At 59.5% G+C, this 13171-nt stretch carries 10 protein-coding genes and 1 pseudogene; 10 read left to right on the top strand and 1 reads right to left on the bottom strand.

Going from position 1 to position 13171, the window contains the following annotated elements:
- Window positions 1-28 precede the first annotated feature (28 nt).
- The 10 genes from JQ845_RS10315 to JQ845_RS10270 all read left to right on the top strand — a co-directional run bounded on the left by JQ845_RS10315 (window position 29) and on the right by JQ845_RS10270 (window position 12386).
- Window positions 29-1429, top strand: coding sequence for an amino acid permease (locus JQ845_RS10315; RefSeq protein ID WP_010656302.1), 1401 nt, complete (start codon window positions 29-31; stop codon window positions 1427-1429).
- Window positions 1430-1456: 27 nt separating this feature from the next.
- A complete protein-coding gene (gene hutI / locus JQ845_RS10310) occupies window positions 1457-2662 on the top strand; it encodes an imidazolonepropionase (protein ID WP_003438703.1) in 1206 nt (401 codons plus the stop codon).
- 11 nt (window positions 2663-2673) lie between these two features.
- Entirely contained in the window at window positions 2674-3474 is an 801-nt protein-coding gene (gene hutG, locus JQ845_RS10305) for an N-formylglutamate deformylase (RefSeq protein ID WP_203008955.1), read from the top strand.
- A 148-nt stretch (window positions 3475-3622) separates the two neighbouring features.
- On the top strand, window positions 3623-4594 hold the full coding sequence (gene pip, locus JQ845_RS10300; protein ID WP_003438707.1) for a prolyl aminopeptidase: 972 nt from the start codon (window positions 3623-3625) through the stop codon (window positions 4592-4594).
- Complete coding sequence (dtd, locus tag JQ845_RS10295) at window positions 4591-5028, top strand: D-aminoacyl-tRNA deacylase (RefSeq protein WP_003438709.1); 438 nt, start codon at window positions 4591-4593, stop codon at window positions 5026-5028. The genes pip and dtd overlap by 4 nt, the downstream gene beginning before the upstream one ends.
- 231 nt (window positions 5029-5259) lie before the next feature.
- On the top strand, window positions 5260-6981 hold the full coding sequence (locus JQ845_RS10290) for a glucan biosynthesis protein G (RefSeq protein ID WP_010656299.1): 1722 nt from the start codon (window positions 5260-5262) through the stop codon (window positions 6979-6981).
- Window positions 6974-9526, top strand: a complete 2553-nt coding sequence (mdoH, locus tag JQ845_RS10285; RefSeq protein ID WP_003438715.1) for a glucans biosynthesis glucosyltransferase MdoH — start codon at window positions 6974-6976, stop codon at window positions 9524-9526. The genes JQ845_RS10290 and mdoH overlap by 8 nt, the downstream gene beginning before the upstream one ends.
- A gap of 272 nt (window positions 9527-9798) precedes the next feature.
- The gene (locus tag JQ845_RS10280) at window positions 9799-10596 is read left to right on the top strand and encodes a transporter substrate-binding domain-containing protein (protein WP_003438717.1); all 798 of its coding nucleotides are present in this window, start codon (window positions 9799-9801) and stop codon (window positions 10594-10596) included.
- Between the two features lie 103 nt (window positions 10597-10699).
- Window positions 10700-11659 (top strand): amino acid ABC transporter permease, encoded by a 960-nt coding sequence (locus JQ845_RS10275; RefSeq protein ID WP_369826398.1) that lies wholly within the window; start codon window positions 10700-10702, stop codon window positions 11657-11659.
- Window positions 11652-12386: an amino acid ABC transporter ATP-binding protein gene (locus JQ845_RS10270; protein WP_203008999.1), complete on the top strand. Its 735-nt coding sequence runs from the start codon at window positions 11652-11654 to the stop codon at window positions 12384-12386. The genes JQ845_RS10275 and JQ845_RS10270 overlap by 8 nt, the downstream gene beginning before the upstream one ends.
- A 170-nt stretch (window positions 12387-12556) precedes the next feature.
- Here JQ845_RS10270 and JQ845_RS23270 read toward each other — a convergent pair.
- Window positions 12557-13144, bottom strand: a pseudogene (locus JQ845_RS23270) (methyl-accepting chemotaxis protein); the annotation flags it as partial.
- Between the last annotated feature and the right edge of the window lie 27 nt (window positions 13145-13171).

Here is a 13171-nt window from a genome sequence, read left to right as displayed (position 1 = left end):
CGCCGACAAAAATAACTAGGGACGCGAAATGCAAAGTCAAACTCAAGGTTTGAAGCGCGGGCTATCGGCCCGTCACATCCGTTTTATGGCGCTGGGTTCAGCGATCGGAACGGGTCTTTTTTATGGTTCAGCCGCTGCCATCCAAATGGCTGGACCTGCTGTGCTGCTGGCGTACCTGATTGGTGGCGCCGCGGTCTTCATGGTGATGCGCGCACTGGGGGAAATGGCCGTGCGCGATCCGGTGTCCGGCTCGTTCGGTCATTACGCCAGTACCTACCTGGGGCCGATGTCCGGCTTTATCCTCGGCTGGACCTATGCCTTCGAGATGATCATCGTGTGTCTGGCCGATATCACCGCCTTCGGTATCTATATGGGCTTCTGGTTTCCCGAAGTGGCGCGCTGGATCTGGGTGCTGGGCATCGTGCTGCTGATCGGCGGGTTGAATTTGTGCAGCGTCAAAGTCTTCGGTGAAATGGAGTTCTGGCTGTCGCTGCTCAAAGTTGCCGCCATTGTGGCAATGATTCTGGGCGGTTTCGGCATCATGCTGTTTGGCATCGGAACCTCCAGCACGGACGCAGCCGCAACCGGGATCAGCAATCTCTGGGCCTATGGCGGCTTTATGCCCAACGGCATCGGCGGTTTGATCGCTTCGTTTGCAGTGGTGATGTTTGCGTTTGGCGGCATTGAAATTATCGGCATCACTGCCGGCGAAGCCAAAGATCCGCAGCGCGTCATTCCCAAGGCAATCAACGCGGTCCCGTTGCGGATTTTGCTGTTCTACGTGCTGACCCTGTTTGTGCTGATGGCCATTTACCCATGGACCCAGATTGGCAGCCAGGGCAGTCCGTTTGTGCAGATTTTCGACAGCCTGGGCATCAGCTCGGCGGCTACCATCCTCAACATCGTGGTGATTTCGGCAGCCGTGTCGGCAATCAACAGCGACATCTTCGGCGCAGGCCGCATGATGTTCGGTCTGGCCCAGCAGGGGCAGGCGCCTAAAGGCTTTGCCAAAATCTCCCGTCACGGTGTGCCGTGGATGACCGTTCTGGTCATGGGGGTCACACTTTTGGCCGGGGTGCTGCTTAACTACCTGATCCCGGAAAACATCTTCCTGGTTATCGCCTCGATTGCGACCTTCGCCACCGTGTGGGTATGGTTGATGATTCTGGTGACCCAGGTAGCCATGCGCCGCTCCATGACCCGTGAACAAGTGGCCGAGCTCAAGTTTCCGGTGCCGTTCTGGCCCTATGCACCCATTGCCGCCATCGTGTTCATGGTGTTTATCTTCGGCGTGCTGGGCTACTTCCCTGAAACTCAGGCGGCGTTGATGGTGGGTGCGGTCTGGATTGTGCTGTTGGTGGTGGCTTACCTGCTGTGGGTAAAACCGGCTGCCGGCGCTGCGGTTGAAGAAGCTCCCGAGCTTTCCTGAGTTTTTGATCATTGACGGAGTGAGCGAATGAAAACCCTGTGGCAACACTGCAATGTCGCGACCATGGCCAATGGCACGTACTCAATCATCGAGGATGCGGCCATCGTGACCCGTGAGGGTTTCATTGAGTGGATCGGCCCGCGTCTGCAATTGCCAGTGGGCGAGTACGCCCGGACCGAAGAACTGCAAGGCGCCTGGGTCACCCCGGGGCTGATCGATTGCCACACGCATACGGTCTTTGGCGGTAACCGCAGCGGCGAGTTCGAGCAGCGCCTGCAAGGTGTGAGCTATGCCGAAATCGCCGCCGCCGGTGGTGGCATTGCCAGTACCGTGCGGGCGACCCGTGCTGCCAGTGAAGATGAGTTGTTTGCCAGTGCCCGTCAGCGTCTGACCTGTCTGTTGCGAGACGGTGTGACCAGCGTCGAGATCAAGTCCGGTTACGGCCTGAGCCTTGAGAGCGAACGCAAAATCCTGCGGGTGATTCGTCGCCTCGGCCAGGAGTTGCCGGTGACGGTGCGCAGCACCTGTCTGGCGGCCCACGCCTTGCCGCCGGAATACAAAGACCGGGCTGATGACTACATCGAGCATATCTGCAGCGAAATGCTCCCGGCGCTGGCAGCTGAAGGGCTGGTGGATGCGGTGGATGCGTTCTGCGAATACCTGGCGTTTTCCCCTGAACAGGTGGAGCGGGTGTTCAAGGTGGCGCAGGCGCTGGAGTTGCCGGTCAAGCTGCATGCCGAGCAACTGTCGTCCTTGCACGGTTCCAGTCTGGCGGCACGCTATCAGGCGCTGTCGGCGGATCATCTGGAGTTCATGACCGAAGACGACGCCATCGCCATGGCCAAATCGGGCACTGTGGCGGTGCTGTTGCCGGGTGCGTTCTATTTCCTGCGCGAAACTCAACTGCCGCCCATGGATGCCTTGCGCAAACACGGGGTTAAAATCGCCATCGCCAGCGACCTCAACCCCGGCACGTCGCCAGGTCTGTCGCTGCGCCTGATGCTGAACATGGCCTGCACCCTGTTCCGCATGACCCCTGAAGAAGCTCTGGCCGGGGTTACACAGCACGCTGCAACGGCATTGGGCATGGGCCAGACCCACGGTTCGCTGGAACCGGGCAAAGTGGCCGATTTTGTGGCCTGGAACATCGATCGGCCGGCAGACCTGGCCTATTGGCTGGGTGGTGATCTGGATAAACGCGTCGTGCGCAATGGCGCCGACGTTGAGCTTTAGGAGAAACGCTTGTGGATAAGGTTCTGACATTCAAACAGGGTCGCGTGCCATTGCTGATCAGCATGCCCCACGCCGGCCTGAAGCTGACCCCGGCCGTTAAAGCCGGTCTGATTCCCGAAGCACAAAGCCTGCCGGATACCGACTGGCATATCCCGCAGCTTTACGACTTTGCTGCCGATCTGGGGGCCAGCACCCTGGCGGCCGAGTATTCGCGCTTTGTGATTGACCTCAATCGCCCCGAAGACGATGCGCCGATGTACGTGGGGGCAACCACCGGTCTGTTCCCGGCCACGCTGTTCGACGGAGTACCCTTGTTTCGCGAGGGGCAGGTGCCGTCGGCGGCAGAGCGGGCGACCTATCTGGAGCACATCTGGAAGCCTTACCACCAGACCTTGCAGCAGGAGCTCAAGCGCCTCAAGGATGAGTTTGGCTATGCGCTGCTGTTCGACGCGCACTCGATCCGCTCCCAGGTGCCGCACCTGTTTGACGGTCGCCTGCCGGACTTCAACCTGGGGACCTTCAATGGCGCCAGTTGCGACCCGGCCCTGGCCAGCGATCTGCAAGCGATCTGCGCCGAGCATCCGGCCTACAGTCACGTGCTGAACGGGCGCTTCAAGGGCGGCCACATCACCCGTCATTACGGTAGCCCTGTGGATAACATCCACGCCGTGCAGCTGGAGCTGGCGCAGAGCACCTACTTGGAAGAGTTCGAGCCGTTCAAATATCGCCAGGATCTGGCAGCGCCGACTCAGGAAGTGCTCAAGCAATTGCTGGCGCGGATTATCCAGTGGGGCCAGCAGCGCTACGCTTGACCTGAACCCTGCAGGAGCGAGCTTGCCAATGGATGGAAAAGCTCGCTGCTGCGAGTTTTTCGGCGTATTCATCTGCGCATGCTCATTCCAGCAATCGGGTTTATGATGCCAGACGGCAACATTTTTTCAGCCCCACATGGAGTGCGTAATGCAGACCTTGTTCCCGCAGATCAAACCCTACGCCCGGCATGAACTGGCGGTGGACGAGCCGCATGTGCTCTACATTGATGAAAGTGGCTCCCCGGACGGCTTGCCGGTGCTGTTTGTCCACGGCGGGCCAGGGTCGGGCTGCGATGCCAATAGCCGCTCCTATTTCGATCCCAACCTGTACCGCATCATTACCTTCGATCAGCGCGGTTGCGGGCGTTCGACCCCTCACGCCAGCCTCGAAAACAACACCACCTGGGATCTGGTCACAGATATGGAGCGCATCCGTCTGTACCTGGGTATCGAGCAGTGGGTGGTGTTTGGCGGCTCATGGGGCTCGACCCTGTCGCTGGCGTACGCGCAGACCCATCCCGAACGCGTACAGGGCCTGATCCTGCGCGGAATATTTCTGGCCCGCCCACAAGAAATCGAATGGTTCTATCAGTCGGGTGCCAGCCGGATTTTCCCGGATTACTGGGAAGAGTATGTCGCGCCGATCCCCGAAGAAGAGCGTCATGACCTGCTGACGGCTTTCCATAAGCGCCTGACCGGTAATGACCAGATTGCCCAGATGCATGCGGCCAAGGCGTGGGCGGCCTGGGAGGGGCGTGCTGCTACCTTGCGCCCCAACCCGCAAGTGGTCGACCGCTTCTGCGATCCGCACCGGGCCCTGTCGATTGCCCGGATCGAGTGCCATTACTTCATGAACAATGCGTTTCTGGAGTCCAACCAGCTGATCCGCGACATGCACAAGATTGCCCACCTGCCGGGTGTAATAGTGCACGGTCGTTACGACATGATCTGCCCGCTGGACAATGCCTGGGAGCTGCACAAGAACTGGCCCGACAGCGAGCTGCAAGTGATTCGGGAGGCCGGGCATGTGGCCTCCGAACCCGGTATTACTGACGCGCTGGTGCGTGCCACCGAGCAAATGGCCCGCCGTCTGCTGCGCTTGCAGCCCGACGAAGCATGAAGGGGCTGTTACAGCGGGTCAGCAGCGCACGGGTAGAGGTTGGCGGAGAAATTGTCGGTGCCATCGATCAGGGCTTGCTGGTGCTGGTCGCCGTCGAGCCGGATGACACCGAAGCCAATGCCGCCAAGTTGCTGCACAAATTGCTCAACTATCGGGTGTTCAGTGATGCCGAGGGCAAAATGAACCTGTCGCTGGCCGATATCGGCGGCGGTTTGCTGCTGGTTTCGCAGTTCACCCTGGCGGCCGATACCAAAAGCGGCCTGCGCCCGAGCTTCTCCACGGCAGCGCCCCCTGCGCAGGCCGAGGCGCTGTTCAATCACCTGTTAAACGATGCCAAACGTCTGCATCCAAATGTCGAATCGGGCCGCTTTGGAGCCGATATGCAGGTGCATTTGGTCAACGACGGCCCGGTTACATTTTTGTTACATACATAAAAACCCGAAAAACCTCGTTTTCGTCCGAAAACAGGGGGTTTTAGCGATAAATACTTGCTGAGACTAGATGCGTTGTAACGCGGCCTACTAGATAATCCTGCGCTACATAGAGTCTTGTCCTACTGTCTTGGGGAATCATTCATCCCTTTGGCTGTCGGAAGAGTGCTCGCCAACCTGGCATTTAGATCGCTGGCCGTTGGTTTCATCATCTGTTTTCGGCGAGGTTTGCTCGTGATTGTTAGTCCAATTAATGCACCAAAAATGTCTGCCAAGCGGTTACGCAACGCACTGGTGACGGGCTCTGCGCTCTTTTGCTTGTTCGGTGCGGGTCAACTGTGGGCATTCAGTCTGGATGACGTGGCGGCCGAGGCGAAGACCCTGGCTGAACAGAAATACCAAGCGCCACGCAGCAATTTGCCTAATGAGTTCCGTGACATGAAGTTCGCGGACTACCAAAAGATTCAGTTCAACCGCGACAAAGCCCAGTGGGCCGGGGATAAAACCCCGTTCAAGTTGTCCTTCTATCACCAGGGCATGCATTTCGACACGCCGGTGAAAATCAATGAAGTGACTGCCACCAAGGTCGAAGAGATCAAGTACGACCCGAGCCGTTTCTCCTTCGGTGACGTCAAGTTCGACCCCAAGGCCACCGAAAATCTCGGCTGGGCCGGTTTCCGCGTGCTGTATCCGATCAACAAGGCGGACAAGCAGGACGAAATCATGACCATGCTCGGCGCGAGCTACTTTCGCGTAGTGGGCAAAGACCAGATCTATGGTCTGTCGGCGCGTGGCATGGCAATCGACACTGCATTGCCATCGGGCGAAGAGTTCCCGCGTTTCACCGAATTCTGGATCGAGAAGCCCAAGCCGAACGACAAGCATCTGGTGATCTTCGCCTTGCTTGACTCGCCGCGTGCGACCGGTGCTTACCGCTTTACCCTGCGTCCGGGCATGGACACAGTGGTGGACGTCAAGGCGCAAATGTTCCTGCGTGACAAAGTGGGCAAGCTGGGCATCGCTCCGCTGACCAGCATGTACCTGTTCGGCGCCAACCAGCCGTCCAAGGTCCTCAACTATCGTCGCGAACTGCACGATTCGTCGGGCCTGGCGATCCATGCCGGCAATGGCGAGTGGATCTGGCGTCCACTGAACAACCCGAAACACCTGTCGGTGAGCAACTTCTCGGTTGAAAACCCGCTGGGCTTTGGCTTGCTGCAACGTGGTCGCGACTTCAGCCACTACGAAGACCTTGATGACCGCTACGACAAGCGCCCGAGCGCCTGGATCGAGCCACAGGGTGATTGGGGCAAGGGCACTGTAAACCTGGTGGAAATTCCGACTGCCGACGAAACCAACGACAACATCGTTGCGTTCTGGAGCCCGGAAACACAGCCAGAGCCGCTCAAGCCGTTTGATTTCGCCTACCGCATGCACTGGACCCTGGATGAGGCTGCCCTGCACCCGACGGACAGCGCGTGGGTCAAGCAGACCTTGCGTTCCACTGGTGACGTGAAGCAGTCCAACCTGATCCGTCAGCCGGACGGCAGCGTGGCGTACCTGGTCGATTTCGAAGGCCCGTCGCTTGCAAAACTGCCTGAAAATACCCCTGTGCGTAGCCAGGTCAGTGTCGGCGACAATGCCGACCTGGTTGAAAACAACGTACGTTACAACCCTGAGACCAAAGGCTGGCGCCTGACCCTGCGGATGAAAATCAAAGACCCGAGCAAGGCCACGGAAATGCGTGCGGCACTGGTCCAGGATGTAGAAACCCCGGCGGCCAAACCTGCAGCGCCTGTCACCAAAGCCGAAAAAGCTGCGGCCAAGGTCAAGGACAAGCAAGAGCACAACGCCAAGGCGCCTGAAGCCGAAGCTGCACCGGCCACGCCAGAACCGGTCAAGACTGAGAAAGTGTTGACCGAGACCTGGAGCTACCAGTTGCCCGCCGATGAGTAACGCTCAAGCCCGGCCAGACTCGCTCGGCGAGTATCTGGCGCACTTGCCACTGAACGATGAGCAGCGCGCCGAACTGGCGAGCTGCACCTCGTTCGCCGAGTTGCACGCGCGTTTGTCGGCGCAATCGGACATCGATGCTGCCGAGGCCGCCCAGGCTTCGGTGGGCACGCGGCTTAACCTGAGTTCGGCAGCTGAGCTCGAGGAAGCAGAAATGCTCGCCCTCGACGCCAGCGGCCGGGTGATGCTCAAGGCCACACCGCCGATTCGCCGTACCAAAGTGGTGCCCGAGCCGTGGCGGACCAATATTCTGGTGCGTGGCTGGCGTCGTTTGACCGGGCGCAGCAATCCGCCCAAGCCGGTAATCGACGAGCGGGTGCTGCCCAAGGCCCGCTGGCGTACGGTGGGTTCGATCCGCCGTTACATCCTGCTGGTCCTGATGCTGGGTCAGACCATCGTCGCCGGCTGGTACATGAAAGGGATCATGCCGTATCAGGGCTGGGCCTTCGTCGACCTTGATGAAGTGCTGCACCAGCCATTGATGCAGACCGCGCAGCAAGTGCTGCCGTATGCCTTGCAGACCAGCATCCTGATCTTGTTCGGAATTCTGTTCTGCTGGGTTTCGGCGGGTTTCTGGACGGCCTTGATGGGCTTTCTGGAATTGCTGACCGGGCATGACAAATACCGCATTTCCGGTAAAAGTGCCGGCAATGAGCCGATCCCGGAGCAGGCGCGTACGGCGCTGGTGATGCCGATCTGTAACGAAGACGTGACCCGCGTGTTTGCGGGCCTGCGGGCTACGTACGAGTCGGTCGCCGCCACCGGTGATCTGGATCGCTTCGACTTCTTCGTGCTCAGCGACAGTAACGATCCTGATATCTGTGTTGCCGAACAACAGGCCTGGCTGGATGTGTGCCGCGAAACAGAAGGCTTCGGGCGGATTTTCTATCGCCGTCGGCGCCGTCGTGTGAAACGTAAAAGCGGCAACCTCGACGACTTCTGCCGTCGCTGGGGCGGCGATTACAAGTACATGGTGGTGCTCGACGCCGACAGCGTCATGAGCGGCGAATGCCTGACCAGCCTGGTGCGCTTGATGGAAGCCACGCCAGACGCCGGCATCATCCAGACCGCGCCACGGGCGTCGGGTATGGATACCCTGTATGCACGCATGCAGCAATTTGCGACGCGGGTATACGGGCCGCTGTTTACCGCCGGTTTGCACTTCTGGCAGCTGGGTGAATCCCACTACTGGGGCCACAACGCAATCATCCGTATGAAACCTTTTATCGAGCACTGCGCCCTGGCGCCGCTGCCGGGTAAAGGGGCTTTTGCGGGGGCGATCCTGTCCCACGACTTCGTTGAAGCCGCGTTGATGCGTCGTGCCGGTTGGGGCGTATGGATTGCCTACGACTTGCCGGGCAGCTATGAAGAACTGCCGCCAAACCTGCTGGACGAACTCAAGCGTGACCGTCGCTGGTGCCACGGTAACCTGATGAACTTCCGCCTGTTCCTGGTCAAGGGTATGCACCCGGTGCATCGCGCGGTGTTCCTGACGGGTGTGATGTCGTATCTGTCAGCACCGTTGTGGTTCTTCTTCCTGTTGCTGTCGACGGCCTTGCTGGCGGTCAACACGCTGATGGAACCGCAGTACTTCATGGAACCGCGCCAGTTGTATCCGCTGTGGCCACAATGGCACCCGGACAAGGCTGTGGCGCTGTTTTCGACCACCATCGTGCTGCTGTTCCTGCCTAAATTGCTCAGCATCATTCTGATCTGGGCCAAGGGCGCCAAAGAGTTCGGTGGCAAGTTCAAGGTCACGTTGTCGATGTTGCTGGAAATGCTGTTCTCGATGCTGCTGGCACCGGTGCGCATGATCTTCCACACCCGCTTTGTACTGGCTGCGTTCCTTGGCTGGGCTGCGACCTGGAACTCGCCACAACGCGACGATGACTCCACCCCATGGAGCGAAGCCGTTCGCCGGCATGGCCCGCAAACCCTGCTGGGTGCGGCCTGGGCCGGGTTGGTACTGTGGTTGAATCCGAGCTTTCTGTGGTGGCTGGTGCCGATTGTCGGTTCGCTGATGCTGTCGATTCCGGTGTCGGTGATTTCCAGCCGGGTCAAGCTGGGCCTCAAGTCCCGTGACGAAAGCCTGTTCCTGATTCCTGAGGAATACGCGCCGCCCCGTGAGTTGTCGGCTACCGCCGAGTACACCCACGAGAACCGCTACCGCGCGCTGCATGACGGCTTTGTCCGGGCCGTGGTTGATCCGCAGCAGAACGCCCTGGCCTGTGGCCTGGCGACCTCGCGTCACCGTGCCGCCGAGCCGATTGAATGGCTGCGGGCCGAGCGCGTGCGTCATGCTCTCAAGGTCGGGCCTCAGGGTCTGAACAATAACGAGCGCATGGCGTTGTTGAGCGACCCGGTTGCACTGGGCCGCCTGCATGCGCTGGTATGGAGCGAAGGCCACGAAGACTGGCTGAACGCCTGGCGTGAATCGGTTGCGGCCGATCCTCACGCGCCGTTGCTGCCCCTGCAACCGGCAGCATGATCTAACGCGCGCAACCTGCTCCTGCTTTTGCGGGAGCAGGCTTGCCCGCGATAGCATCGCCGGCAAGCCGGCTGCCACACAGATCACCCGCTATAAATCACACCTGCCTGCCCCCCCCCGCCTGTCGCGCTTTTCTATCGTAAAACTCGTCTCATAACCCTTCTGTGAGTTAGCATCCGTCTCCGAATGGGTGAGTGCCCGGCTTTATTGGCTTTTTGAATCGAGCCCGCCGCTGGCCAACACCTTTATAAGCAGGTCGAGGGGAGTTGATGATGAAGAAGTTTCTGTCAAAACTGCTGTGCGGTGTCACTGCACTGCTGGCGGTGAGCGCCGCTCATGCAGGCGCAATCGAGGACGCGGTCAAGCGCGGTACGTTGAAAGTGGGCATGGACCCGACCTACATGCCGTTCGAAATGACTAACAAACGCGGTCAGATCATTGGCTTCGAAGTCGATCTGCTCAAAGCCATGGCCAAGTCCATGGGCGTCAAACTGGAACTGGTGTCCACCGGCTATGACGGCATCATCCCGGCCCTGATGACCAACAAGTTCGACATGATCGGCAGCGGCATGACCCTGACCCAGGAGCGCAACCTGCGCCTCAATTTCAGCGAACCCTTCATTGTTGTGGGCCAGACCCTGCTGATTCGCAAAGAACTGGAAGACAAGGTCAAGTCCTACAAAGACCTCAACGACCCGCAATACCGCCTGACTTCGAAGATCGGCACCACGGGTGAAATCGTCGCCCGCAAACTGATGTCAAAAGCCCAGTACCACGGCTATGACAACGAACCGGAAGCGGTACTGGACGTGGTAAACGGCAAGGCCGATGCGTTTATCTATGACGCCCCGTACAACGTTGTGGCCGTCAACAAGTTCGGTAACGGCAAGCTGGTGTTCCTCGACAAGCCATTCACCTACGAGCCGCTGGCCTTCGGTCTGAAGAAAGGCGACTACGACAGCATCAACTACATCAACAACTTCCTGCACCAGATCCACGAAGACGGCACCTACGATCGCATCCATGACAAGTGGTTCAAAGACACTGCCTGGCTCAAAGACATGGAATAAGGCCGACTCTTCAATCGCGAGCATTTGCGTTAACTCCTGCAGGAGCGAGCCTGCCCGCGATTGACGGCCTCCCTAGCGACACAAAACGTGGAACCTGAAAGTGATCAAACAAAAAAAACCCCAGTGGCCCTGGCACGTATTGACCGTGCTGGTGCTCATCGGTCTGGCGGGCGGTCTGTACTACGCCACCTCGCTGATGTCCTACGAATGGCGCTGGAATCGAGTCCCGCAGTACTTCGCCTACCAGGCTGAAGAAGCCCAGCGGGCAGCCGAAACCTCCACCGTGATTGAGCTGGTGCGCAAGGGCGACAATACCGAAGTGGTGTTGAAAGGTGACGATGGCGCCGAACAGCGTCTGACCGTGGCCGACAACAGCCTGCAACTGGCCGAAGGTGACGATGTTGCCGAAGGCGATGTGGTGGGGGTCAATCGTCATTGGGCGGCAGGCCCGCTGCTCTGGGGCTTGTGGACCACCGTCTGGCTGTCACTGGTATCCGGTGTGCTGGGGTTGCTGATCGGCCTGGCCACCGGGCTCTGCCGGTTGTCGAAAAACCCGACCCTGCGCGATCTGTCGACCCTGTATGTGGAACTGGTTCGTGGCACGCCGCTGCTGGTACAGATTTTTATCTTTTACTTCTTTATCGGCACCGTGCTCAACCTGTCCCGCGAGTTTGCCGGTATTGCCGCGTTGTCGCTGTTTACCGGTGCCTATGTGGCCGAAATCATCCGCTCGGGCGTGCAATCCATAGCCCGCGGGCAAGACGAAGCGGCGCGCTCGCTGGGTCTCAATGCCAGCCAGTCGATGCGTCACGTGGTTCTGCCACAAGCCTTCAAGCGCGTGCTGCCACCCTTGGCCGGGCAATTTATCAGTCTGGTAAAAGACACCTCTCTGGTGTCGGTGATTGCGATTACCGAGTTGCTTAAAAGTGGCCGTGAAGTCATCACCACTTCGTTTTCGCCGTTCGAGATTCTGTTCTGCGTGGCGGGCCTGTACCTGTTGATCAACCTGCCGCTGTCGCATTTGGCCAGCCGGCTTGAGCGGAGGCTTGCGCAAAGTGATTGAAGTTCGCGAACTGGTAAAAGTCTTCGATACCCGCGGGCAAGTCGTCCGTGCGGTAGACAATGTCAGCACCACAGTGGCCAAAGGCGAAGTGCTGGTGGTGATTGGGCCTTCGGGCTCAGGTAAATCGACCTTTCTACGCTGCCTCAACGGCCTGGAAGAGTTCGACTCCGGTTCGGTCAGCATCGACGGCCTGGACCTGGCCGACCCGAAAACTGACGTCAACGCCTATCGCCGTGAAGTCGGCATGGTGTTCCAGCATTTCAACCTGTTCCCGCACATGACCGTGCTCGAAAACCTGTGTCTGGCGCAGAAGGTCGTGCGCAAGCGCGGCAAGGTCGAGCGCGAGGCCAAGGCCCGGGCTCTGCTGGAGAAGGTCGGGATCGGGCAGAAGGCTGACGAGTACCCGTCGCGGCTATCGGGCGGCCAGCAGCAACGGGTGGCGATTGCCCGTGCCCTGGCGATGGAACCCAAGGTGATGCTGTTCGACGAGCCGACTTCGGCGCTTGACCCGGAAATGGTCGGCGAAGTGCTGGACGTGATGAAGACCCTGGCCCGTGAAGGCATGACCATGGTCTGTGTGACCCACGAGATGGGCTTTGCCCGTGAAGTGGCCAATCGCGTGCTGTTCTTTGATCACGGCAAGCTGCTGGAGGATTCCGCCCCGGAAGACTTCTTCAACTCGCCCAAAGACCTGCGGGCCCAGGCGTTCCTGCGTCAGGTGCTGTAAAACCCCAGCCCTGCAGGGGCTCGCTCCTGCAGGGTTATCAGACTTCAGACCTTGAAGCGTGCCACCAGCGCCTGCAGGTGCGCACCCAGGCGCGCCAGCTCAACGCTGGACGCCGCGGTCTCTTCGCTTGCCGCTGCCGTCTGCTCTGACACGTCACGCACATTCAGCACGCTGCGGTTGATCTCTTCAGCTACGGCGCTTTGTTGTTCGGCGGCCGCCGCAATCTGTTGGTTCATGCCCTGAATGGTCGACACCGTGCGGGTGATGCTGCCCAGCGCTTCGCCTGCACGACGGGTGAGTTCAACGCTGCTGTCGGTCAGGATACGGCTGCTGTCCATGCTGCTGGAGGCCTGCCGGGTACCGCTTTGCAGGCCTTCAATGAGCTCTTCGATCTCTTCCGTGGATTTTTGCGTGCGCTGCGCCAGGCTGCGTACCTCGTCGGCTACCACCGCAAAGCCACGGCCTGCCTCACCGGCCCGGGCGGCCTCGATGGCGGCATTGAGCGCCAGCAGGTTGGTTTGCTGGGCCACCGACTTGATCACATCGAGCACGCTGCCGATCTTGTCACTTTCGCGCTTGAGATGATCCATGGCTTCGGTGGAGTGGCCCACTTCAATCGCCAGTTTCTCGATCTGGGCAATGGCTTCACCGACCACTTTGTCGCCTTCACGGGACTGCTGGTCGGCAACAACAGCGGCTTCTGAGGCCTCTTCGGCATTGCGCGCCACTTCCTGCACCGTTGCCGCCATTTCGTGCATGGCGGTAGCGACTTGATCGGTTTCGAC

The sequence above is a fragment of the Pseudomonas paraversuta genome (genome assembly GCF_904063065.1).
GTDB classification, from domain to species: domain Bacteria; phylum Pseudomonadota; class Gammaproteobacteria; order Pseudomonadales; family Pseudomonadaceae; genus Aquipseudomonas; species Aquipseudomonas paraversuta.
The sequence above is the reverse complement of the archived record's forward strand: the minus strand, read 5'-3'. Positions and strand labels throughout refer to the sequence as shown.